Genomic DNA, 25505 nt, shown 5'->3' on the forward strand with positions numbered 1-25505 from the left:
AAAAATGAAAAAACTACTACTAATTCCAGCTCTTTTACTTGGTGGCGCACTATCTGCGCAAGATTACAAATATGAAATCACACCTGTTGTTGGTTACGATATTGCCGAGGGCAACATCAACCTAGACAATCAACTTCTTCTTGGTGCTGAACTTCAGTACAACACAGACACTTACTTAAAGCCTGAGCTTACTCTTTTATATACTAACTCAGATTATGAGAACTCTTCTGCTAGCACAGACATTTACCGCATGGCAATCAATGGTGTTCATGAGTTTAACTCAATCGGCATGTTTGTTCCATTAGCAAAAATTGGTGCTGGATACGAGACGCTTAACAATCGCTTCTCGGGTAACAGAGATAGCGTTTTTGTTGATGCTGGTGTTGGAGCAAAACTTCCACTTACAAGCAACATAGCTCTAAAACTAGAGGCTATCTACATGCTTAAAGACAATAGCAACAGATGGGATAATAACTTAGCTCTTCTAGCTGGTATCAACTTCGCATTTGGTGGAACTACTAAAACAGAAGCACCTAAGCAAGAGCCTGTTGTAGTTAAAGAAGAGCCTAAAGCTGCACCTGCTGTAGTTAAAGAAGAACCAAAAGCAGAACCTGTAAAACAACAAGAACCTCTTAAAGAAGAAGTTGTTGCAGCAGTTGCAGCATCAGTAGCCGTAGTTGATGGCGATGATGATAAAGATGGAGTTTTAAACTCTGTTGATAAGTGCCCAACAACTCCAGCTGGTGATAAAGTTGATGAAAATGGTTGTTCAAAAATCGTAAATTTACATGTTAATTTTGAGACTGCTTCAAGCAAAGTTGATACAGCTTCAAAAGTTAATATCAAAGAGTTTGCTGATTTCTTAAAAGCTAGAACAGAGTACAGCGCAGAGATAGTTGGTCATACAGATAATGCTGGCAAAAAAGCATCTAACCAAAAACTATCAGAAAAAAGAGCAGCGGCTGTTAAAAAACTAATCGTTGCTGAGGGTGTTGATGTAAAAAGAATCAAAGCATCTGGCATGGGTCAAATGGCTCCAATCGCTGATAACAAAACAGCAGAAGGTAAAGCTCAAAACAGAAGAATTGAAGCTAAACTAATCAAAAACTAAAAAATGATTGAGATTCCATGTGTTATATTTGCAGGTGGAAAATCAAGCCGGATGGGAGAGGACAAAGCTCTTCTTCCCTTTGGCAACTTTGACACACTCACAGAGTTTCAACTCTTTCATCTAAGTAAAATTTTCAAAACAGTATACATCTCATGTAAACATAGATCCAAATTCAACTTTAATGCAAACTTTATAGAAGATGTTAGTTCAAACTCTATATTTGCTCCAACAGCTGGATTTGTAGCTATTTTTAAAGCGTTAAAATGTGAGAGATTTTTTGCCATTAGTGTTGACTCGCCTTTTGTAGGACAAGAAGAGATAGACGCAATTATGTTAAAAGATACGCCTCTCTCAGATGCAACAATTGCAAAAACAGGATTTGGGATTCAACCAATGTGTGGGGTTTATCACCGCTCACTTGAGGATAGATTTATAGATATGCTCGAAAAAGATAACCATAAATTGGGGCTTTTACTAAACTCTGCAAAGACAAACTTCGTAGAGTTTAGTAATGAGGCGACATTTTTAAACCTTAATAATCCAGGCGAGTATCAAGAAGCTCTAAAACTTCTTTAAATTACTGCGCATTCTTAATCACATCGTCCCTCGGATAGGTAAATGTTGATTCTCTAAAAACTACTATCTTATCTTCATGTCCAACAGCGTAAGCCCGGATAGTTATTGGGATAATAGTGTCATGTCTTGCGTCTTTGACTAAAGCATCAAAGGTTCTTAAAACTACAATCTTTTTCTTTTTGATATCTGGAATAACACTGAACGATTCGCTCGGTTTAGCAATCTCGATTTTATCTTTTAAATCTTTTGGAGCAATAACTTCAAAGTAAAAATTCATCTTTTCGTTTTGAGTATTTTGAAGTAAAAATTCATAAGCGTTTTCTACTTTTACCCTACCATCGCCCATTTTTTCAACCGAGTAGAGGCGATTTTCTTTATTTATATTTAAAAGCATATGCTCTTTTTTGCTTCCCATAAGTCCCATGCCAACCATCAAACCAATAAGTAAAACAATATACGCAACAACCTTAGGGCGGAAATATTGAGTTTTGCCTTTTTTCTCTATTATCTCATATTCGCTCGACCATGTAACAAGTGATGGTTTACCGAGTTTACCCATAACAACAGTACAAGCATCAACGCACTCAAGACAGTTTATACACTCAAGTTGAAGCCCCTTTCGAATATCTATGTGCGTTGGACAAACCGTCACACAACTCTCACATGCAGTACACTCAGCGTGAGGCTCATTTACTTGCAAATCTTTTTGTTTTGTGAACTGCTTTACTTTCTCCTCATCATAGATATGTCCACCTCTATTTGTATTGTAAAGCGCCATAACGGTGCTCTCATCATAAAGAACCGACTGGATTCTTGAGTAAGGACAAACATAGATACAATAATCCTCTTTCAGATAGACAATATCATAAATGAGAAATATAGCCGATGAGAGAAGAGTTCCAAAGAGAATTATATGTTCCATTGGATTCATGAGATAACGGAAAAAATCTTCAGGCGGAACAAAAAACCAGATCAAATCAGCACTTGCAAGAAGTGACAAAAATGTCCAAATTAAAACCGCTACCACTTTTTTAATCTTATTTTTTGCAAGAGTCATATCTGGCTCTTGCTGTTTGTTCTTAATCCGTTTTCTAAGTCCTAGCATCTTCGTCTCTATAAGGTCTCTATAAATTACACGAAAAATTGTTTGAGGGCAAATCCATCCACAAAACACGCGCCCACCAACTACAGTCATTCCAAAAATACCCAAAAAAAGTATCATAAGAAGAAATGGCAGGAGATAAAGCTCTTGCATATCAAAAGGAATAAAAAACAGATGAAGCTTTAAGTTATCAAAACTTAACAAAAAGAAGTAGCTCTCATTTATCTTTATCCATGGAAGAACTAGCAGAAAAGCTGTTATAAATATAAAAAGATAGTATCTATTTATCCTCCATGCAGTCGGTATTTTAAAATTTGCTTTAGATTCACTCATCACTCAACTCCTATGACATTTTTCTGACAAAATTATATCAAAATATTTTGTTATTATAATTGTTATAACTAAACCATATAAAAGTATTATATTTTATATCATTATAACTACAAACGATTAAAGTTATTTTACGCTCCAGTGAAACCTCTTTGTCAAAAGCCCTCTTTATGTTCAAATGAGATAAAATCATCCCTTATTTCAACAAAAGATCTTTATTATGGCAACAAAAAATTACATTTTAAACACTATAAAAACTCGTCCGCTTATCATTGATGGTGCGATGGGGACACAGCTTCAACAAAGAGATGAAAAAATTCCAAAAGAGGCATGGGAGGGGAACGAAGGGTGTAATGAACTTCTAAATGTCACATGCCCTGAAGTTTTAAGCGAAATTTTTCATGCCTACTTAACGGCTGGGGCTGACTTTATCACAACCAACACCTTTGGTTCATTTAGTTGGGTTTTAGAGGAGTACGGCATAGGTCATCGTGCTTATGAGCTAACAAAGGCTGGAGCAGAACTTGTAAAAAAAGAGATAGAAAAATTCCAAACTCCAGAACATCCAAGATTTTGTCTAGGCTCTATTGGACCAGGAACGAAACTTCCATCTTTAGGACATATTGCTTATGATGAGATGTTTGCTGGCTATACAGAGTTTTGTTTAGCCCTCATAGATGGTGGGGTTGATGTTTTCCTGCTTGAGACTTGCCAAGACCCACTCCAAATAAAAGTAGCACTTCATGCTTGTGCTGAGGCAAATAAGCAAAGAGGAGTTGAGATTCCAGTTATGGTTTCTGTAACCATAGAACTTAGTGGCGGTATGCTCATTGGAACAGATGTGCAAACTATCACAACTATACTCGAACCTTTTGATATTTTAAGTCTTGGATTTAACTGTGGAACAGGACCAGAACAGGTTGAAAAACATGTAAAAACTCTGAGCGAGCTTTGGAGAAAGCCTATAAGTGTTCATGCAAACGCTGGACTTCCTCAAAATCGTGGAGGATACACCTACTACCCGATGGGACCAGATGAGTTTGCAGATAAACAAGAGAGATTTTTAAACTATGATGGTGTTAGTTTTCTGGGTGGATGCTGCGGCACAACACCTCAACATATTCGCGCTCTTGTCAATCGAGTAAGTAAAATAGTTCCAAAAGCTGCATCAGGAGAGCAACCAAATTCATTAGCTTCACTTTTTTCAACTGTTCCACTAATGCAAGAGCCCGCACCTCTTCTTATTGGCGAGAGAAGTAACGCAACAGGTTCGAAAGCATTTCGAGAACTTCTTTTAGCTGGGAACTATGAAGGTACACTTAGCGTGGCTCAAGAGCAGGTTCGCTCTGGCGCTCATGTTCTTGATGTGAGCGTTGGTTTTGCTGGGCGAGATGAGACAAAAGATATGAACTCTGTTATGAGTCTCTATGCTCAAAAAATTGCACTTCCCCTGATGCCAGATTCCACACAAACAGCTGCTCTTGAAGAGGCACTAAAGCTTATTGGTGGCAAACCTATCATTAACTCCGTAAATCTTGAAGATGGGATAGAGAAGTTCGATGTTGTCTGCTCTTTGGCTAAAAAATATGGCGCTTCTCTTGTTTGTCTGACAATTGATGAAGTCGGAATGGCAAAAACAGTTGAAGATAAGTTAAAAATTGCAGAGCGTATCTACGATCTTGCAACCAAAAAACATGGAATTAATCCTGAGGATTTAGTGTTTGACCTGCTAACATTTACACTAGGAAGTGGTGATAGTGAGTATTTTGAAGCAGGGATAAACACAATCGAAGCCATAAGAGAGTTGCGAAAGCGACACCCTGAAGTTGGCGCAGTTTTAGGACTCTCAAATATCTCATTCGGACTTGACAAGGACGCAAGACCATATCTTAACTCTATGTTTTTGCATCACTGCATCGAGGCTGGATTAACAAGCGTTATTATAAATGTAAAACATATCATTCCGTTAAATAAAATCTCTAAAGAAGAACAGGAGATTTGTGATGATTTGATTTTCAACCGCAAACCAAACGGAGAGGCTCTTTTTGCATTTATAGAGCATTTTAGTACCAAAGAAGTGGTTGACAATGAGGCAGAAGATGAAGCTTATCTAAACATGAGCCATGAAGAAAAAATCGCAAAACTCCTTATGGACGGTGATAAAGAGAGGATGATTCCACTTGTTGAAGAGGCCAGACACACAGTAGCACCAGAGAAGATAGTAAATGAGATTCTTATAGATGCCATGAAAGTAGTCGGCGAGCTTTTCGGCTCTGGGCAGATGCAACTTCCATTTGTTCTGCAGAGTGCTGAGACGATGAAAAAAACAGTTGATTATCTAAATCCTTATCTTCCTAAAATTGATAAAGCGGTTGATACTAGACTAATTCTTGGAACCGTAAAAGGGGATGTTCATGATGTTGGGAAAAATTTAGTTGACATTATTCTCTCAAATAATGGATATAAAGTCGCAAACTTAGGCATAAAAGTAGATATTGAGCAGTTTATACAGTCACTAAAAGAGTCAAATGGTAGCGCAATTGGAATGAGCGGACTTTTAGTAAAATCAACGCAAGTCATGAAAGAAAATCTTTTGGCTCTTCAAAGTGCAGGAATCAAAATCCCAGTTCTTCTAGGTGGTGCCGCACTTACTCGCTCTTTTATAGATGATTTCTGCCGTCCAATTTATGATGGCCCTATTTTTTACTGTAAAGATGCTTTTGATGGTGTAACCGCCATGAGCAGGATTGAAAAGGGAAATTTTGATACCAATCTTCATGGAAAAGATGAGCAAGAAAAGGTTATAAAAGAGCAAAAAGAGGTTGTAATACCACCATTTGCGGAGCTAAAAATGCCCTCTCGAGATGTTAAAATTCCTACTCCTCCATTTTGGGGAAGGCGAGAAATAAAACTAACAAGAGCACAAAAAGAGCTAGCATTTGAGTGGATAAACCATAAGCTACTCTTTAAGTCTCGCTGGGGATATGGCTCAAAAGGAATGAGTGAAGAGGCGTATGAGAAACAGTTAAATGAGCTTGTTTGGCCTGCGTATGAAAAACTTAAAAAACGATTTTTGGATGAAGAACTTTTTGAACCAACTATTATTTATGGCTACTGGCCATGCAGAAGTGATGATAACAAACTTCTAATTTTTGATGAATCAAGAGGTTATAACAGCAATGCAGAGGTAAATAGAGAACCTCTGCTAACAGTAAAAGCGGATGCAATCAAAGAGTTCAGTTTCCCTCGCCAGTCAAAACAGCCACACCGCGCTCTTAGTGACTTTTTTCACAGTGACAGAGATGATGTTGTGGCATTTACTTGCGTGAGCGCTGGAGCAAAACTTAGCGAGATTGAGCGAGAGATATATGCAGAGGGTAATTTTACAGAGTATTACCAGTTTCATGGACTTGGAGTTGAGTTAGCAGAAGCGCTCGCAGAGATGGCTCACAAACAAATCAGACTAGATTTAAACATAAGCGATGGAGAGAAAAATTCACTTGCAGATGTTCAGATGAACAGATATCAAGGGAGTCGTTATTCGTTTGGCTATGCCGCTTGTCCGGATTTGGAACTTAATCGTCCTCTTTTTGACCTACTAAGACCAGAAGAGTTTGGGATTGAACTGAGTGAAACATTTCAGATTCATCCAGAACAATCAACTTCAGCACTTGTAGTTTACCATCCAAATGCAACCTACTACAATGTGTAGCACCAAAACGAACAAGTCCATTTTGGTGGGAGGGACTCACCGCCCCTTCCAACCCTCTAAAGCTACAAAACAAGCAAAAGCGGTTTTTGCATAGCAAAAATGTTTCTTTAGAAAAAACAAATTTTTCGAGAATTTTATAGTTGATTTTGATATTGACTGGCTCTAAAAGTATCATGTAAAAGGCTTAGTATTATCTTCTTCTATAGCTAAGCGCCTCTAAAATATGTCTTTTTTCTATACTCTCTGAACTATCCAAATCGGCGATAGTTCGAGATACTTTTTGTATTTTTTTAATACTTCTAAAAGAGAGTGTAAACTTATCTACCGCTATAGCAAGCGTCGATTTTGCTTCATTATCTAGTTTGCAAAACTGCTCAATCTGGGCGTCGTTAAGTTTTGCATTAAACTCAACTTGTCCTCTTTTTTTTGAAAATGCATGAGCCTTTACGACCATTTTATGCAGTTCAAGTGAGCTAAAGCTTGATTTATCATCTATGCCAACGGCTTGCATAGTCACGCTTATGTCTATTCTGTCTAGAAATGGTTCGGAGAGTCTATTTTTATATCTTAAAATCTCCAAATCACTACATCTACACTCTTTTCGTCTGTCAAGCAGGTTTCCACATGGGCAGGGATTCATGGCTCCTATAAACAAAAAATTACTTGGATACTCTACTTTTGAATTTACTCTTGAGATGCGTATTTTGTTATCCTGCATAGGTTCTCTGAGCGCTTCTAAAACATTTTTTTGAAAATATGGAAGTTCATCAAACATTAAAATTCCAAAATTTGCCAAACCGACTTCACCAATCATGGCCTTGTGTGTTCCACCGCCAAAAATACTGGCAAGCGTCGATGTATGATGTGGGCTTCGCATATTTCTGTGCGGCTTAAACTGCGGTTCTTTTGACTCCATTACATCAAGCTTAGCGACATCAAGTATCTCATCAAACCTCATCGGTGGCAGGATATACCTCATTCTTGAGGCAATCATACTTTTTCCACAACCAGGACTTCCCTCAAAAAGTATATTGTGAAAACCAACTGCACTTATTAGAGCAGCTCTTTTTGCAATCTCTTGTCCTTTAACATCCGAAAAATCAAGCTCATACTCTTTGGCGTAGTAATATTTTTCTCCATTTACCTCATAAAAGGGATACTCGATTGAGCTCTGTTGTGAATTTGGCACAATTTTATTTAAATTTTTTAGAAGCCCCATCGCCTCTTGTAGATTTTTAACGCCATAAAAATCTATATTTGGAATTTTTGAGAGTTTTTCTAGCGACTCAAACGGAACGATTGCTTTTTTGATTCTTTGCTGATTTGCAAGTGATAGTACGAGGGGATAGAGTTGGTTGTTCTCCTTAACACTGCCATCAAGTCCCAACTCCCCAAAAACAAACCATTCACTCAAATCATCACTCAAATAATCAAGTGCAATAAGAAGCGCAATACTAAGATCAAATTGACTCCCCTCCTTTCTTACATCACTCGGGGATAGATTTATAGTGATTCTCTTTGGTGGAAATGAGAACTCATTGCTCAAAAGTGCTGACTTTACCCGCTCTTTAGCCTCAGTGATGGAAGCTGATGCCATACCAACTATGGAAAAAGATGGCAACCCTTTTGTAAGCGTTGACTCAACTTGAACAATCTTGGCATCCATTCCCTCATAAGTAGCACAACAGACAGTTTTCATCTTAGAATCCTAAGTTTAGATTTTATTGTTAATCATAGTGAAATTATTTTATAGCGGAGGAAAATATGACAAAGTGTCATATTTATTGGTGGAAGTTATTTTAACTCTTTTTTCTCTTTGAGCATTTTTTTATACTCTTTTTCAAATTTTTTTCTTTTTGCATAGGTTAGTTTGTCTATAAAAAGTATTCCATCAAGATGATCTATCTCGTGCTGGATTGCAATACTAAGCAAACCATCTGCTTCTACCTGTTTTGTGTTGCCATCTCTATCTTGATAACTTACAAAAATAGTCTCAAATCTTTTTATATCTTCATAAAATGTAGGGACGCTCAAACATCCCTCTTGGTAGACAGTTTCTCCAACTTTTTTTGTTATAACAGGATTTATCATCTCAATAAGCCCATCAAAACTCTGTGTGTCACTCTCATCTGGAATATTTATAAGTAGTACTCGTTTAGGGTGAGAGACTTGGATAGCCGCAAGACCTATACCATTTGACTTTATCATAACTCTATTCATACTGTCTAAAAGAGCATGAAGTTCTGCATCAAACTTCTCAACTTCTTTGGATTTTTCTTTTAATCTTTTATCTGGGTACTCAATTATTACCAAATTCATACTCTAAAAATCTCCTTAGGTCTTTCTAAGTGCAACGGCAAAATCTACCTCTTTATCATTATAAGCTTTTTCCATAGCATCCATTGAGCTAACGATAATCTCTTGTGCTGAGCAATTTTCAGTTATGTCTGTTATTCCGATCGAAATTTTCAACTGTACCTCATAGTCCCCTAGGAAAAAGTTACTACTTGAGACAAGATCACAAAGTCTCTCGCTAGCTTTTTTTGCACTATTGATATCCGTATGCTTTAAAAGCATTGCAAATATTCCACTACCGTAGTATGCGACCATATCGCTTCTTCTTGATGTCTTAAGCAGAAGTCTAGCAATAGTTTTTGTCATAAGTAAAATAGCTTTTTCATTTGTTATACTGCTTTTTAAATCCTTAGATAGCTCTATCATAATCAAAGAGCTTTTATGATTTAGTTTTTGTATAAGAGCACTCTCTTGCTCTATTTTTGCTACTAAATATCGTTTGTTATAAACACCGAACTGATTATCAAAAATTGTTTCACTCTCCACAGTTTTGATAATATCAGCAGTATTATCATACATACTCTTGATATTTACACTCTGTTTTTTTAAAATTGAGTTTAGTTTTGATATATCGGACTCCAAAGAAGCGGTAATACTAAGAGAGTCGTTTACCCCGGAAGATGCCTGAAGTTCTTCTTTTCTTTTCTCTAAGATTTTAGTCATAAGATTCATATTTTTATAAAGATTTGCTATTACACCTAAAATATCTCTTATTGATGAGAATCCACTTTTGAGATTCTGTTCTAGCGTCATACTGTTTTCGTTTTCATTACTCTCTTCTAGCTCAAGTATAGAAACTATTTGTTTGCGAGTATTTTGGCTCTTGTCGTCTAAATGTCTATCAAAATAGAGTGAGAAATTATTAGGGGTTGGTGGCAATCCATCTTTTATAAGTGAACTTAAAACTTCTTTTGCATACGCTTCTATATCACCTTCGAGCTCTTCAACAACTATCTTTTGTTCCATAGGCTTCGGCGTAACACTCTCGGTAGTCTGAGTGCCAGTAATGTTTCTGCGAGTTCTGCTTCTTAAAATATCCGCCATGTCAACTCCTAATACAATCTATTTTTTACTACTCTTAATTAAAACTTCATCAATCATGCCATAAATTCTGGCTTCTTCTGCACTCATAAAGTTATCTCTATCTGTATCATCTTCCACTTTCTTCATACTTTGGCCTGTATTACTTGCAAGAATTTTATTTAACTCCTCTTTCATACGAAGAATCTCTTTGGCTTGAATGGCTATATCAGTTGCTTGTCCTTGCGCACCACCTAAGGGTTGATGAATCATAATTCTTGCATGAGGAAGCGCATATCTTTTGCCCTTCGTACCACTTGATAGTAAAAAAGCACCCATTGAGGCAGCTTGACCGATACATATAGTTGCAATATCTGGGCGGATATAATTCATAGTGTCAAATATAGCCATTCCAGATGTAACAACTCCGCCTGGAGAGTTTATATAAAAATAGATATCTTTTTCTGGATCTTCTGCCTCTAAAAATAGCATTTGAGCAACTATTGAAGAAGCGACAGCGTCATTAACTTCTCCACTTAACATAATGATTCTATCCTTTAAAAGACGAGAATAAATATCATAAGATCTCTCGCCTCTTGCTGTTTTTTCTATTACATATGGAACATAACTCATACTGCTTAAGCTTCTTTAGTTTTTGAGTTTAGTATCTGAGTAAGAACTTTATCCTCTACCATTGACATCTGAATAGCTGGTAAATAACCAGCATTTTTGTACTTGTCATAAGATACTTTAGGATCTTGTCCCATCTGCATTGCTTCGTAGTAGATAGTTTGCATTACTTCATTTTCTGTAACTTTTACATTTTCAGCAGTTGCCAAAGAATCAATTATAAATGTTGCACGAACACTTCTTTGTGCATCTTCACGAAAAGTCTCACGAAGCGCTTCTAGTTTTTCTGTGCTCTCACGAAGCTCTTTTATCTCATCTTCACTCATCATACTTGCTTTTTTATTTAGCGACACATCTATCTCTTGCTCAACAACAAACTCAGGCAGATCAAACTTAATACTCTCAACAAGAGTCTCTAAAAGAGCAGGTTTTAGCTCATCATTATAAAGTTTTGCAAGTGCTTCGTGGCTCATCTGTGCTTTAATTTGAGCTTTTAAGTTCTCTAGTGAAGTATCATCTTGACCAGCTAACATTTTAGCGGCAAATGCTTCATCTATTTCAGCTTTAATCTTCTCTTGGATATTATGAAGAGTAACTTTAAACTCTGCATCTTTTCCTGATAGAGCATCTGAGCCGTAATTTTCTGGGAATTTTACTTTTACAATTTTCTCTTCCCCAATATTCATACCAACAACTTGATCTTCAAATCCAGGGATAAATTGGTTAGAACCAAGAACTAATGCAAACTCTTTTGCAGCGCCACCATCAAACAACACACCATCAATAGAGCCTTCAAAATCGATTATTGCACTATCTCCATTTTTAGCAGCTCTTTTCTTTTTAAGGTCTACAAATTTTCCCTGAGAATCAGCAAGTCTCTCAAGTCTAACTTCAACCTCTTTTTCATCAATAACAGGCTTCTCAAAATCTTTAACCATATCAGCATAATTACCAAGGTCAATATCTGGTCTAAGTGCAATTTTTACAGTTACAGAAATTCCAGCATCATTTTTATCAAATTTAGAGATATTTGGCTCCCCGATAAGTCTATCACTTGAAATTTTTAACTCATCAAGCCCTCTATTTAAAACATCACGAAGTGCCTCTGCTTCAGCATCTTGAAGTAGACGATTGCCGTACTGTTTTTTTACTACAGCAACAGGAACCTTGCCTTTACGAAAACCCTGAACGGCTACAGTTTTAGTTAACTCTTTTGCTATTTTCTCTAAGTTTGTGTCTATTGTCTTGTTTGAAATCTCAGCTTCTATCTCTGCATTTGCACTATTGATTTTGTTTGTTTTGATTTTCATCAATTTCCTTTTATCTTTTTTTGTAATAACTAAATTTGAAGCCATTTTATCAAAAATCTGCTTTTTTATATCTTTAGAGGGATTTCTCACAAAATTTTGGTTTAAAATTCAGCACCAAAAACCAAACCACAGCCACATCTATCATCACATCAGCAAAATTAAATATTGCAAAATCAAAGCCGCAATGCCAGTAAACCATATCCACTACGCCACCATAAATAAATCTATCATATATGTTTGAAAACGCTCCGCCTAGCATCAGCCCAGCTGGAAATGCATAACACAACTCTTTTTTATATATCAGATACCCGAGTACTCCAAAAACAAGAACAAGCTGGATATATTTTAACCACTCCTGCAAAAATGAAAACATTGAAAACGCAACGCCTTTGTTGTAAACCAAAACAAGGTCTATGCACTCAGCGTAGTATCTAAAACCCTCTACAAAAAGTGTTTTTATATTTTGGTCAATCACAAAAACACCAATCATACTAAAGAGTAAAATTGCTAAAAAACGAAGACTTTGATTATACATTTAGATCTTTCTCAAAAAACTTTATCATATCGTCCATGTAAAAATCCATCTCTTTGGCATTTTTTCCCTCCAAAAGCACTCTTAGCTTGTTCTCGGTACCAGAGTAGCGGATAAGATGGCGGATATGCTTTGCGTCGAGTTCTTTTAGTTTATCTTCTAGACCTACTATATCTTTTAGAGGTTTTTTATTTTTTACATGTATATTTACAAGTTTTTGGGGATAGAGTTTAAATGGGCGAAGTGCGACTGAAGCACTCTTTTTTGTTTTTATTAAAAGCGCAAGAACCTGAAGAGCCGTAACAAGCCCATCTCCAGTTTTTGCAAAGTCGTTAACAATAACATGTCCACTCTGCTCACCACCAAAGTTAATTCCCTCTTTTTTCATAACCTCTAAAACATTTTTATCACCGACATCTGAACGAAAAAGCTTCAAACCATTTTCATTCATAAAATCATCCAACCCTTGATTGCTCATAACAGTTGAGACGATTCCCCCTCCTCTTAATGTACCACTCTTGCTCATATACACACCAAGCGCACCTAAAAGATGATCACCATCAACTACTTCACCGCGTTCATCAACCACTACAACTCTATCAGCATCTCCATCAAGAGCGATACCTAAATCTGCTCTATACTTAACAACACTCTCTTGCAGATCTTTTGTATGAAGAGCACCACAATCCTCATTTATATTAAATCCATCTGGCTTGTTGTGCAAAACTATAACCTCAGCGCCTAACTCTTCTAACACTGTTGGTCCAACTATATATCCAGCACCATTAGCAGCATCTAAAACAATTCTAAGATCTTTTAATGACAAGTCTCGAGGAAAAGAGTTTTTCAGCTGAACAATATATCGCCCAACAACATCATCAATTCTTTTAGCTTTTCCTATCTTTTTTTCACGAACTTGCGCTTCGAGTAACTTTTCTTCATTAAAATATATCTCCTCTATCTCTTGCTCAACATCATGGGATAGCTTATCTCCATTGGCATCAAAAAATTTGATTCCATTATCTTCAAAAGAGTTATGAGAAGCACTAATCATTATTCCAGCATCACATCTCATATTTCCTGCTATATACGCAATTGCAGGAGTTGGCATCGGTCCAATCTGAATAACATCATATCCAATTGCAGTCAAACCACTGACTATGGCATTTTCTATCATGTAACCACTTCTTCTAGTATCTTTACCAACTAAAATTTTATTACTTTTCGAGTGAGCTTTAAAATATATTCCAGCTGCCATCGCCAGTCTCATAGCGAGTCCAGCCGTTAAAAATGAACCAGCTTCGCCCCTTACACCATCTGTTCCAAAAAGTTTCATACCATATCCTTTATGAGAGTTAAACTGATGTTATGCACTTCCATAAAAAAGAGCGTAAAGCACCTTAGAATTCTCGAAAAACTAGTTTTTCGTAGCTTCAGGGGGTTGGAAGGGACGAGGAGTCCCTCCCACCAAGACGGACTCGTTCGTTTTGGTGCGTAACATCAAGTAAAAAGTGTTGTATTTTAACATAACTAATCCATAATTATTTATTTACCTTGTCTTTAACTTAAATTTAATTATTTTTAAGCTAATATTGCGGACTTAAATTTATAGAAGGACTATTATGGCAAATCATAAGTCATCAGTTAAGAGAATTCGTCAAACTATCGTTCGTGCAGAGCGAAATCGTTTTTACAGAACTCGTCTTAAAAACATTGTAAAGGGTGTTCGTTCTGCAATTGATGCAGGCAACAGAGCAGAAGCTACTGACGCATTAAAAGTGGCTAATAAACAAATTCAAAAATTTGTAAGCAAAGGTATCCTCAAAAAAGAGACTGCTGCTAGAAAAATCAGTCGTCTTCACTTAGCTGTAAACGCTATATAAGGCTAACTATTAATGTTAGCTGATAAACTAAACCCGTTTATCAACCGCTATAATGAACTTGGCAATTTGCTAAGTTCTCCTGACATAACCTCCGACATCAAAAGAATGACAGACCTCTCAAGAGAACAATCTTCACTTTCAACTATTGTTGAAAAAGCAACCGAGTACCACGCTTTATTGGCAGCAATTGCTGATTCAAAAAGTATGTTAGGCGATTCTGAAATGTTTGAAATGGCAAAAGAGGAGTTAAAATCTCTTGAGCCAAGAGTTCCAGAGCTAGAAGAAGAGATAAAACTTCTTCTAATTCCAAAAGACCCAAATGATGACAGAAACACAATTATCGAGCTTCGTGCTGGTGCTGGTGGAGATGAGGCAGGTATTTTTGTTGGAAATCTATTTGAAGCATATTGCAGATACGCTGAAATCAGAGATTGGAAAGTTGAGATACTCAGCACTTCTCCATCAGATTCTGGTGGTTTCAAAGAGGTTATCGCGCTTATAAAAGGCGACAAAGTTTATAGCAGGTTGAAGTACGAAGGTGGAACTCACCGTGTTCAAAGGGTTCCTCTAACAGAGTCTCAAGGTCGTGTTCACACATCTGCAATAACAGTTGCCATAATGGCAGAGGTTGAAGATGTGGAAGTAATCATAAATGAAAACGACCTAAAAGTGGATGTTATGCGCTCTTCTGGTTGTGGTGGACAAAGTGTTAACACCACTGATTCAGCGGTTCGTATAACTCACTTACCAACTGGAATCGTTGTGACAAATCAAGATCAAAAGTCACAACATAAAAACAAAGAAAAAGCCATGAAGGTTCTAAAAGCTAGAATCTACGACTTAGAGATGCAAGAAGCTCTCGCAAAAGATAGTGCAAATCGCGCATCTCAGGTCGGGACTGGTGATAGAAGTGGAAGAATCAGAACTTATAACTATCCACAAAATCGCATAAGCGATCACAGAATAACTTTAACGCTCTATAGACTTACAGAGATTATGCAAGGTGGACTTTTTGATGAAATCATTGACCCGCTTATCGCAAATCATCAAGCTAGAATAGTAGAAGAAGCAGGGCTTTAGTTCTGCTTAACTCTCTTACTATTTAGATTATACACTCAAACACGAAGCTTCAAAAACCTTTTTAACTGCACCTTTAAAAGTGATAGTTTTCTCATTTACTCCAAGATAAAGCGTCTCGTTGCTTGCTGGATAAACTTCTATCTCATCTCCGACCATCTTGTTCTCATTTGCTACAAAAAAACAAGCTGCCATACCAGTTCCACATGCAAGAGTCTCACCTTCAACCCCTCGCTCATATGTTCTAACCCTTATATTTTTACCTTCCACGAATGCTATATTTACATTCGCGTTGTATTTTTGTCTAAGCTCTCTTGCCTCTTCTACATCAAAAAAATCTATGTTATCAGTAAAATGCACAAGATGAGGCACTCCAGTATCTACAAGCCACCACGACTTCTCATTTTGTTCTATATTTTTCTCAATCACAATCGGTGGAGTTAGCTCACTTAAAACCATATCTCCATTAACCTTAGCACCAATCACCCCAGCACCAGTAAGAAAACTCATCTCATTTGAAGCTATATCATTATTGGCGGCATAATGTGCAGCGGCCCTACTTCCATTGCCACACATATTGGCTTCACTGCCATCAGAGTTATAAAACTGCCACTCAAAGTCATATCTCTCATGTGGTAAAATTACTATCAATCCATCGGCACCAACACCATTTTGTCTATGGCATAGCTTTTTAGCAAGAAGGCTTCTATCCTCTTTTATAAATGTATGAAAAATTACAAAATCATTTCCATTTGCACTATATTTTGAAAGAATCATCTTTTTTTCCTATTTTGCATATTCAGTTTTTATAGTCTCAACAAACTCTTCACACTCTTCTTGAAGATGTTTAAGATCTTTTGAGTTATCAATCACCCAAGTCGCTTTTACTTTTTTCTCTTCTATGGGCATCTGAGACTCTATCCTTCTAATGGATTCCTCTCTTGAGTAGCCATTTCGCTTCATAAATCTCTCTAGCTGTATCTCTGGCGGGGTGTAGACCACTACACTTTTTTTTATATCGTAGCCAGATTTTTCAAAAAAAAGTGGTATGTCTATAAGGTATGGAAACTTAAAACTATCCTGCTTTATGCTTCTTTGCTCAATCTCAGCTCTTATCTTGGGATGTAAAAAACTCTCTAACTTCTCTTTAGCTTGAGTATCGGAAAATATCAGAGTTCCTAGTTTTGCCCTGTTTACTCTATTTCCATCAAGAAACTCATCTCCAAAATTATCTCTAACCCAGCCAGATGAAGCATCCAAAATCTCATGTGAAATCTTATCTGCGTCTATTACTCTCATCCCATTTAATCCGAGCAGAGATGCAACGCTACTTTTACCAGTAGCAATACCGCCAGTTAAAGCAATCGCATACTCAAATGCCATTAATTTTTTATAACTCCAAGGTACTCTTTTCTTATATAATTGCCCATAGCAAAAGCAGCAGGATGGATATCACAATTGTAGTAACTAAGCCCATCAAGCATATCGGCCCTTTGCAAAATTATATCCGCCGTTGGGTGATACTCTTTTGATGCAAAAAGAGCAGTTGAGCAATCTCCCAGATTATAAGGCATTACAACTTTAAAAAATCTAGAGATTTTTTTTATAAGACTCTTGTTGGTATCAATATTTTCCAAAGATTCATGAGTTGTTACAAACTGCCCATCATCTCTTAAAATTCGGTTTATTTGGGCTAGCAAAAGCTCATCACACGGCATCTCAGAGATTATTACATCGTAAGATTTATCTCCATGTGAACTTATCTCCTCTAAATTACAAGGTGAGATTTTAAAAGTTGCTTGTGCATGTCTTGATGCTTCAGCACTTAATCTCTCGGGATTATTGCTAATAATCAACAAACTATTTGCCATTTTACTTGTGCACATTGGTACATGCACCATCATTTCACTATATATAATATTTTTCATTAGTTTTCCAAATTTAAGTTATTGCGATTCTATCATATTTGGATTAAAAAGCTTTAAAAAGCCAAACAACAACATATAATTAAGCAAAAATTGATAAAAATGTGATAAAAAATAAGCTATTGATAAGTTGAAAAGTGATAACCTAATCTCAAAATATTATATTAAGGAATTTTAATGGCTATTTCAAGAAGAGATGTTTTTAAACTCTCGGGCATAGCGGTTGCCTCTTCTGCGCTAAATGCGAGCGCTAATGTCGTGAACGCAAAACCAACTAAAAATACCAATCCAACAACTGATTATAATGCACCATTAGCACCTACTAAAAAACCGAGGGTTGTTATTGTAGGTGGCGGATGGTCTGGATTATCAATTGCAAAATATACAAAAATATTTGCTCCAAATGCGGATGTAATTTTAGTAGAACAGAGACATGAGTTCATCTCCTGCCCACTTAGTAACTTGTGGCTAGTGGACAAGGTAAAGCTTGAATACCTAACACATGACTATCTTCAAGCAGCTAGAGAAAACAAATATACATATTTTCACGCGACTGCAGTTGATTTAGATAAAAAAAATCAGATTTTAAAAACAAGCAATGGCAATATTAAATATGATTATTTAGTTTTTGCTCCAGGGATTGACTACGACTACTCTAGATGGACAAAAGATATAGCTTTTGAAAACAGACTAAGACAAGAGTATCCTGCAGGATTTATCCCAGGCTCTGAGCATATGACGCTAAAAAATAAAGTTTTAAATTTTAAAGGTGGTAATTTCATACTTACAGTTCCAGGTGGAAATTACAGATGTCTTCCTGCGCCGTATGAGAGAGCTTGTATCATAGCTGACTATTTCAAAGAGAAAAAACTAGATGCTAAAGTAATTTTACTTGATGAAAATAGCACTATCACCATCAAAGAAAAAGGCTTTCAGTCTGCTTTTGATGAGCTGTACGCTGATTATATTCAGTATGTTCCGGGAACAACCATAACGCAAATAGACTTAGACAAAAAAATCGTTCGTACAGAATTTGATCAGTTTGAGTTTAATGATGCTGCTTTTTATCCTCATGTACGAGGTGCTAAAATTTTAGAGAGAGTAGGTCTCGCAAAAGAGGGCAAAAATATGTTAGAAGCGCATATTAACCCACTTACATACGAAGCTATAGATGCGAAGAATATTTTTATTACAGGCGATTCTCGTCCAATGGGCTTTTCAAAATCCGGTAACACCTCAAACTCAGAGGGGCATTTTGTTGCATCATTAATCGCACAGAAAATCAATAAAAACCAAAAAATTAAGTGGGAGTCACCAACCACAACCTGTTTTTCCGCCGTCTCAATTGCTCCAGAAAAAGCGATTTACATATATACTCAATACTCATATGACAAAGTAAGTGATACTTTTGATTTTGCAGATACCACCAGCAGTGAAGATTGGAAAAAAGATGGGATAAAAAATGCAAGCTCTCTTTATGATTGGGCGGATGCTCTTTATGCAGATATGTTTAATTCATAAATAATTACCTTTTCTCAGATAAGCACTTTATAATCTTATCTGGGCTCCACCCCACTACGCAATACTCCTGTAAAAAATCTTTAAATTTAAAACAACACTCTAGTTTAGTATATGTCTGGAATAGGTCCAAATTTTGGTACAATTTCATTAAATTTCACACAATGGATTCACAATGAATTACAACAAAATAAAAACTACTTGCAGGTATGTTCGTATTATTTTAGGTTTAGCTCTTATAGTAACTGGATTTATAACTGGTAATGCTTGGTTTTACCTAGGAGTGCTTCCTCTTATTGCTGGAATAGTAAATTTTTGTCCACTATGCCTAATTACTAAAAAATGTTCAATCTAAGACCAATAGTAACCCCACAGAATATATTATTTTATAACCCAAAATGGAGCCTTGAATGAGCCAAATTAGTTACAAAGATGCTGGTGTAGATATAGACACAGGCAATAGTTTCGTTGAAAATATCAAACCTCTAGTGAAGTCAACAAGAATCCCGGGGGTTCTAGGTGGAATTGGCTCTTTTGCAGGGGCCTTTGAGCTTCCTACGGGCTTTAAAGAACCTGTAATGCTTGCTGCAACTGATGGTGTTGGAACAAAACTGAAACTTGCAATCGACAGTGGCATATACAATACAGTAGGGATTGACCTCGTTGCTATGTGCGTAAACGATCTACTATGCAACTTTGGTACGCCATCTTTCTTTTTAGATTACTACGCCACTGGAAAACTTGATATCAATGTCGCCACAGCAGTTGTAGCAGGCATTGCCGAAGGTTGCATAAGAAGCGAGTGTGCACTTATTGGTGGAGAGACAGCTGAAATGCCAGGAATGTATAGTGAAAATGATTTTGATTTAGCTGGTTTTGCTGTTGGCGTTGCTGAGAAGTCGGAGATGGACAGAGTCTCAATGGTAAGAGCAGGACATAAACTGATAGCATTACCTAGCTCAGGACTTCACTCAAATGGTTTTTCACTTGCTAGAAAGGTTCTGTTTGAGAAGATGAAACTAAATTTCAGTGATGATTTTAATGGCAAACCACTCATCCAAACTCTACTTGAGCCTACAAATATCTATGTAAAAACTTTTAAAGAGTTAAAAAACGAGATAGTTGCAATGGCTCACATCACAGGTGGTGGTATAGTTGAGAACTTACCTCGCGTACTGCCAGAAAACTTAAGAGCAGAGATTAAAAAAGATTCTATAAAAGTTCTACCTATATTTGAACTAATATCAAAGCATGTTGATGGCGATGAGATGTACAGAGCGTTTAACATGGGAGTTGGAATGATACTTGTTGTTGAAGATAAAAATGTAGATAAAGTTCTGTCTAAAACTGATGGCTATCTGATAGGTGAGATTAAAGATGGGGAAAGAGAAGCCGTAATGATTTAGATGTTTTTTGCGTCTAAATCTGTCGTAATATTTTTATGCTACTTACTAATTGAAATTCTCAAAAAACCAATTTTTCGTAGCTTTAGGGGAGAGAGTCCTCGTCTCTCCCGCTAAAGAGAACTTGTTCCCTTTAGCGCATAGCATCCAGTTACTTAAATGGCTTTGATAAGTCTTTGATAACATCCCCAGGAACAGTTGCTATTCCGGCAAATTGTCCCATACCAAGCAAAGGATAGTTCATTGCGATATAGTACTCTGCTTGAAGCATAGTCGCTTTTCCACCGCTTACAACTATTGGCCAAGGCATTAAACCAGCATTAGCACGACCAATTTTATCCACAAATCTTTTTGTTCCAGCACCAACACCGTAACCAACTAAAGTTGTGTCATTAGAAATCTTAAGTTCAAATGCAAAGTCTTTGCCACCTTTGTAAGCCTTCAGTTTTGCTAGCAAGTCAGCATTATTGCCCTCACCAAGAACTTTAGCATCCTCATAATAAGGCATACCTATAGTAAAATGAAAACCTGCTAAATCTTTAAACTTCATTTTGTCTTCAGAATCTTTAAGACCAGGAAATGCTTTTTCAAGTTTAGCTTTTACAGCTGCAAAAGTTGCATGATTGTAATCCTTTTGCATATAAGCTTTGCCAAAATAAAGTGGATTTGTCAAAGATATTGTTTTTTCTTTATCATCAACAAAAAGTCTCATTGCAGCAATATTTGCACGATTGGGCTTAGCTGCCTCTTTTTTTAGTGTAGGGCAAGTAAATACGATAGTCTTACCATCTTTTACACTCTCAAAAGTGGATATTACTTCAAATCCAGCAGCGTTGAGCTTGCTCTGTGCATCAGCAACACTAATATATGCACCTTGAAGATAAGCACTAACTTCCCCACTTGGCTCGCCGCTACTTGCTTGTGCTTCAGTGCTATTTCCTGCCCAACCAAAAAAAGTTAGTACAAACGCCCCAAATAAAATAGTTAATAATTTTTTCATACTTCTTTTGCTCCTAAACTAATCATAATGCTTCTGATTTTAGCATCCATCTCTTTGATATATTGAATCTGCTTTGGATCAGTTAATTTACCAAAAGTTATCCAATTTTCTACGCTTGGCATACCCACATGTAGTACATTTTTACCTTTTTCAACATACATATACATTGAACAAGGAGCAGATGCACCTAATTCAGGATGCTGCCATACATTAAACACTGTATATGAAAATGTGAAGTGGCAAAGTGAATACACCCAATAAGCATCATATCTATCAAATTTTAAGTTATTATCGGCGTAATATTCACCAAAATCCCTCTTGCCTGCAATGATGTAATCTTCAGCTTCAAATGCTTTTTCAAATTTACCCATAAAATCAAATTTAGCTTCTAAAATATCACTTCCTCTATCAAAAGGAATCTCAAACTGCATCATAGTTTTATCATTAAGCTTGTTTATCTCAACATACTCAACTTTTCCCTTCATTCCAGCATCAGTAATAGCAGATAAGCCATCAATATATTTAGTAAATTCTGCTCTAATCGCAGGATCTTTTACCTTAGTAATATCAAGCATTGCTTGAGGTGTTAAAGTACCAACAAAAGTCTTATCATCACTTTTTTTCTTATATATAAGATAGTTAAGAGGAGCGAAACCACCAAGAGTTGGCTCTTTTAAAAGCATCTCTCTTATTTTTGGCTCACCAGCTATTGTTATAAAACCAAGATTATCTAAATTCTCAACATAATCTGTTTTAAACTTAGGATTTGGCTTGCCATCTTTTAGTAGTTTAGTACCGTAGAAGAGATTGTAGTAAAACTCTATTCCTGGATGAGAATCTTTTGGAGTAAATCCAGCATCCTCTAAATCAACTTCTAATATTCCATTAAAAGCATCATTTCTCTCTTTTTTATCTCCGCTAGACACATTAAGTCTGATAGCCTGATAGCCAAACGCAACAGTAGCACTAAGCGATAACGCAACTGCTAATTTTAAGAATGTCTTTAACATTGTCTTCCTTTTTCTATTTAAGTTAACTTTGTGATACATTTATCACAAAGTAAATCTGAAATATTATATCACATAAATCTGTAACTTGTCTGAATAATATATTTTCATAAGAGCCAAAAGTCATGATACAGACAGCTTGTAAATGTGAGAGCTTAGTTCTAATTTTATAGGATGCAAAATGAAGTATAAGATATTTTCACGCAAAGGCGTGAAAACTAAAAACTATTACTGTGTAGTAATTATTCGCCTGATGCAGCTTTAGCTGGAATCTCTTCCATTGCTTTTTTAACATTTAGCATATCTGCGAAAAGATCTGGATCAATCGGTTTTTTACTAGTTCCGCCATAGAGTGCAAGCGTCATATCCATAGAAATCAGATATCTTCTCCCGTCACCATACTCAACATATAGAACCCTACATGGCATAAAACCACCATAATAACGAGAATGATTTAACATTTTCTTGGCGATACTTAAAGAGCAGAATTCACCAATTCTAGCATGAACAACCTCATTAGGTTTTCCATCTTTGATTCTGTACATATTTTTCTCACCAACAAATCTCATATTATAGTTTTCTGCTAGCTCTTTCATATTCTCAAAAAGATCATCCTCAGTTACATTATCTGCAACTTTCCACTCTTTCATCATGGCTTGCGCTGGATCACCAGTTTTACCAATTACACCCATCATATCAGCGTATGCTGTTCTTGTTTCTCCTGAAAAGTCAAACACAAACACTTTACCCATATTCATATATGAACAACCACTAAACATAGCTGCCGTTAGAATAGGTAAAAAAGTTATAACTATCTTCTTTAACATTTTCTTCCTTTTTTATTTAAGTTGATTTTGTGATACATTTATCACAAAATAAATCTAAAATATTATATCACATAAATCTGTAAGTTATCTGAAATTTTTTTTGTTTAACTTTTTTTTGTTTACTTTAGCCGGCTCGTTGCGTTGGGCTTTTTCGATGATTTGATTTGAGTAAAATAATATTGGGGTTTAAAAAGTAACATCACAAAGAAGTGATGCTACAAAGATATAGATATCTCTTAGAAGTTATAGTTAAGTTGAGCACTATAGCTTGATTCAGAGTGCTTAGTTGTGATAGTACCACCACCAAAATATCCAGTAGTTGTCTCATTTTCTAAGCCATAAACAGCTGCAAGGTCAAGTGAAAGCGTTTTGTTTAAATTTACAGTTCCACCAAAAGTTATGTGAGTCTCTTCAGAGCCTGGGAAACCTAGTTGATTAAATGTATTTCCTAAGTTTGCCGGTCCACCAGTTAAAGCTGCTGAATTTGCATTATTTTGAATTGCACTCTTTGCGTATTGGTAACCTGCACGAAGAGCCCAACCAGTTGTTGCATACTCATAACCAATAGCCATTACATTTTGATCTTCCCAACTAAAATCTTTATAAGTTTCAGCATCTGACCACATGATTCTTCTATAGTCAATAGCTAAAGTATGATTATCCATTTTATAACTTGCACCTACACCATATTGAGCAGGAGATGAGAGTTTATTATTTGTATAACCTCCACTAGTCATTGCGCCAACAGCAGTACTTAAAACATTATCAAAATTCATCTCTATTTCAGAGATATAAACAGCCCCGAGAGTTAATCCAGCTGCCGTGTAAGATAGACCCAAGTTATAACCAAAAGCTAAATCATCAGCTACACCTGTTCCAACATTTCCTGCTAATGGATGATTATAATTAATATCTAATGAACCATACTGAACAATTGGAGTAATAGCTACAGCAAATCCATTTGTTGTATATGCTAATGGTACACCAAACTGCATAAGTTGAAGTGAAGTTGTCATATTCATTAAGGTAGGATCAGTGCTCTCTCTATAATCTACACCTAATCCACCAGTTCCCCACATACCTACACCAAAATAGAAGTTGTCATTCACCTTGCTTGCAACTGAAACAGATGGGATAACAAACATATCTGCAGCACTATTAGACTCTACATTACCGCCAGCTGATGTTGATGTTGATACATCTGGCATAAACACAGTTCCACCGAAAGAGATTTCATTGTCAGATTTAATCTTAGTTATCATTGCTGGATTTGAAAGTGCAGACTCAGCACCATGACTAACACCGATTCCAGTTCCACCCATACCACGAGTTTTTGCCCCCATACCAATCATCACTGAACCGTTTGTTGCAAATGCAGAAGTTGCACCTAAAGCTAAAGCAGCTACAACTGCTAGTTTAATTGTTCTTTTCATTTATTCTCCTATTTCTCTTTTTAAGATAGAAGTATTATAGAGGAGTATTTTTTAACTCAATCTTAAATGAATAGTAAACAAGCATAAATAAAGGATATATTTATCATATTCAAATTTAGAATTATAAATTTTATGTATGTTTAGAATCACTAATTACTATAAAAATGCTATTTTTTAATAATTACATAAGCCTTTTATATAGTTTTATCCAATAATTATAATATATCTATATATCTAAAGAATGTGATAATTTTTTAATTATGTGTAGATTTGAAACATTCTATTACTAAAAAAGCGGTTTAAGAATCTAAATTTATATTGCTAGAGTTACTATAACTCCCATAAAATAGCACATATCAATCAATATTTGAAATTTTTTTGAAATAACTTAGAGGTTGATAGATTAATTTTAATCACTTACTGCTACGAATCTAATTTCTTTGTCATTACAAACCACGACATAATAATCTAGACTTTTAGGCAGCATCGTTGCGATACAATACATTACCACGCTGCGCTAGCAATAATAAGATTTAGTTTGTAACATAACAGACGATTAAGCTGAAAAAATAAAGATAAATTTTGAGATTTAATTGATTAACAAATCATTTATTTAAAATAGTAAAAAAGATTAAAATTTTGATTATTAAAAGTAAGAAAGAAGAGTTAGTTGATTAAAGATTAAAAAAGAAGAGTTAATTAAAGAAGATTTGATCAACTAGGCAGCGACCTACATTTCCACACCTGACAGATG

The 25505-nt window shown here is 36.0% G+C and carries 23 protein-coding genes; 8 read left to right on the forward strand and 15 right to left on the reverse strand.

Translation table 11 applies throughout. The features are described 5' to 3' along the window. The first annotated feature begins 4 nt into the window (after positions 1-4). Both PHV22_RS06240 and mobA read left to right on the forward strand, forming a co-directional pair. Positions 5-1111, forward strand: a complete 1107-nt coding sequence (locus PHV22_RS06240) for an OmpA family protein (RefSeq protein ID WP_295021625.1) — start codon at positions 5-7, stop codon at positions 1109-1111. A gap of 3 nt (positions 1112-1114) precedes the next feature. Further along, positions 1115-1687, forward strand: coding sequence for a molybdenum cofactor guanylyltransferase MobA (mobA, locus tag PHV22_RS06245; RefSeq protein WP_295021624.1), 573 nt, complete (start codon positions 1115-1117; stop codon positions 1685-1687). A 1-nt stretch (position 1688) separates the two neighbouring features. On the opposite strand, the gene ccoG is transcribed toward mobA, so the two are convergent. After that, entirely contained in the window at positions 1689-3122 is a 1434-nt protein-coding gene (gene ccoG / locus PHV22_RS06250; RefSeq protein ID WP_299946414.1) for a cytochrome c oxidase accessory protein CcoG, read from the reverse strand. Between the two features lie 217 nt (positions 3123-3339). Between ccoG and metH the strand changes: the two genes are divergently transcribed. Beyond that, complete coding sequence (gene metH, locus PHV22_RS06255) at positions 3340-6831, forward strand: methionine synthase (protein WP_299946417.1); 3492 nt, start codon at positions 3340-3342, stop codon at positions 6829-6831. A 190-nt stretch (positions 6832-7021) separates the two neighbouring features. Here the strand turns inward: metH and PHV22_RS06260 are convergent, their stop codons facing one another. The 7 genes from PHV22_RS06260 to glmM form a co-directional block, all read right to left on the reverse strand. Continuing rightward, on the reverse strand, positions 7022-8530 hold the full coding sequence (locus PHV22_RS06260) for a YifB family Mg chelatase-like AAA ATPase (protein ID WP_295021619.1): 1509 nt from the start codon (positions 8528-8530) through the stop codon (positions 7022-7024). 95 nt (positions 8531-8625) lie between these two features. Next, positions 8626-9150 (reverse strand): peptide deformylase, encoded by a 525-nt coding sequence (gene def, locus PHV22_RS06265; protein WP_295021617.1) that lies wholly within the window; start codon positions 9148-9150, stop codon positions 8626-8628. Between the two features lie 15 nt (positions 9151-9165). Continuing rightward, entirely contained in the window at positions 9166-10230 is a 1065-nt protein-coding gene (locus tag PHV22_RS06270; RefSeq protein WP_295021615.1) for a GGDEF domain-containing protein, read from the reverse strand. An 18-nt stretch (positions 10231-10248) separates the two neighbouring features. Next, complete coding sequence (gene clpP / locus PHV22_RS06275; protein WP_295021613.1) at positions 10249-10839, reverse strand: ATP-dependent Clp endopeptidase proteolytic subunit ClpP; 591 nt, start codon at positions 10837-10839, stop codon at positions 10249-10251. Between the two features lie 5 nt (positions 10840-10844). Continuing rightward, on the reverse strand, positions 10845-12146 hold the full coding sequence (gene tig / locus PHV22_RS06280) for a trigger factor (RefSeq protein WP_299946429.1): 1302 nt from the start codon (positions 12144-12146) through the stop codon (positions 10845-10847). A 73-nt stretch (positions 12147-12219) separates the two neighbouring features. Then, positions 12220-12681, reverse strand: coding sequence for a signal peptidase II (lspA, locus tag PHV22_RS06285; protein WP_295021609.1), 462 nt, complete (start codon positions 12679-12681; stop codon positions 12220-12222). After that, entirely contained in the window at positions 12674-14014 is a 1341-nt protein-coding gene (gene glmM / locus PHV22_RS06290; RefSeq protein WP_299946433.1) for a phosphoglucosamine mutase, read from the reverse strand. The genes lspA and glmM overlap by 8 nt, the downstream gene beginning before the upstream one ends. A 286-nt stretch (positions 14015-14300) precedes the next feature. Here glmM and rpsT point away from each other — a divergent pair, with 286 nt between their 5' ends. After that, positions 14301-14561 carry a 30S ribosomal protein S20 gene (gene rpsT / locus PHV22_RS06295; protein WP_299946437.1) on the forward strand — a complete coding sequence of 87 codons (261 nt, stop codon included), beginning with the start codon at positions 14301-14303 and terminating at the stop codon, positions 14559-14561. 12 nt (positions 14562-14573) lie between these two features. Then, positions 14574-15641 (forward strand): peptide chain release factor 1, encoded by a 1068-nt coding sequence (gene prfA / locus PHV22_RS06300; protein ID WP_299946440.1) that lies wholly within the window; start codon positions 14574-14576, stop codon positions 15639-15641. 27 nt (positions 15642-15668) lie between these two features. On the opposite strand, the gene dapF is transcribed toward prfA, so the two are convergent. From dapF to PHV22_RS06315, 3 genes are read right to left on the reverse strand one after another with little or no spacing between them, the layout of a single operon-like run. Then, on the reverse strand, positions 15669-16415 hold the full coding sequence (gene dapF / locus PHV22_RS06305; protein WP_299946443.1) for a diaminopimelate epimerase: 747 nt from the start codon (positions 16413-16415) through the stop codon (positions 15669-15671). A gap of 9 nt (positions 16416-16424) precedes the next feature. Further along, a complete protein-coding gene (gene coaE / locus PHV22_RS06310) occupies positions 16425-17021 on the reverse strand; it encodes a dephospho-CoA kinase (protein WP_299946445.1) in 597 nt (198 codons plus the stop codon). Beyond that, entirely contained in the window at positions 17021-17566 is a 546-nt protein-coding gene (locus PHV22_RS06315) for a spermidine synthase (RefSeq protein WP_299946448.1), read from the reverse strand. The genes coaE and PHV22_RS06315 overlap by 1 nt, the downstream gene beginning before the upstream one ends. 174 nt (positions 17567-17740) lie before the next feature. Between PHV22_RS06315 and PHV22_RS06320 the strand changes: the two genes are divergently transcribed. The 3 genes from PHV22_RS06320 to purM all read left to right on the forward strand — a co-directional run bounded on the left by PHV22_RS06320 (position 17741) and on the right by purM (position 20487). Further along, positions 17741-19084 carry an FAD-dependent oxidoreductase gene (locus PHV22_RS06320; RefSeq protein ID WP_299946451.1) on the forward strand — a complete coding sequence of 448 codons (1344 nt, stop codon included), beginning with the start codon at positions 17741-17743 and terminating at the stop codon, positions 19082-19084. Between the two features lie 172 nt (positions 19085-19256). Beyond that, positions 19257-19436, forward strand: coding sequence for a DUF2892 domain-containing protein (locus tag PHV22_RS06325; protein WP_299946454.1), 180 nt, complete (start codon positions 19257-19259; stop codon positions 19434-19436). A 55-nt stretch (positions 19437-19491) separates the two neighbouring features. After that, a complete protein-coding gene (gene purM, locus PHV22_RS06330) occupies positions 19492-20487 on the forward strand; it encodes a phosphoribosylformylglycinamidine cyclo-ligase (protein ID WP_299946457.1) in 996 nt (331 codons plus the stop codon). Positions 20488-20635: 148 nt separating this feature from the next. Here the strand turns inward: purM and PHV22_RS06335 are convergent, their stop codons facing one another. From PHV22_RS06335 to PHV22_RS06350, 4 genes are all read right to left on the reverse strand, one after another. After that, on the reverse strand, positions 20636-21484 hold the full coding sequence (locus PHV22_RS06335) for a hypothetical protein (RefSeq protein WP_299946460.1): 849 nt from the start codon (positions 21482-21484) through the stop codon (positions 20636-20638). Next, positions 21481-22494, reverse strand: a complete 1014-nt coding sequence (locus tag PHV22_RS06340; RefSeq protein ID WP_299946463.1) for a hypothetical protein — start codon at positions 22492-22494, stop codon at positions 21481-21483. The genes PHV22_RS06335 and PHV22_RS06340 overlap by 4 nt, the downstream gene beginning before the upstream one ends. A gap of 239 nt (positions 22495-22733) precedes the next feature. After that, the gene (locus PHV22_RS06345; RefSeq protein WP_299946466.1) at positions 22734-23318 is read right to left on the reverse strand and encodes a DUF302 domain-containing protein; all 585 of its coding nucleotides are present in this window, start codon (positions 23316-23318) and stop codon (positions 22734-22736) included. A gap of 236 nt (positions 23319-23554) precedes the next feature. After that, positions 23555-24751 carry an OmpP1/FadL family transporter gene (locus PHV22_RS06350; protein WP_299946469.1) on the reverse strand — a complete coding sequence of 399 codons (1197 nt, stop codon included), beginning with the start codon at positions 24749-24751 and terminating at the stop codon, positions 23555-23557. Positions 24752-25505 lie beyond the last annotated feature (754 nt).

This window comes from Sulfurimonas sp., assembly GCF_028713515.1.
Taxonomy (GTDB): domain Bacteria; phylum Campylobacterota; class Campylobacteria; order Campylobacterales; family Sulfurimonadaceae; genus Sulfurimonas.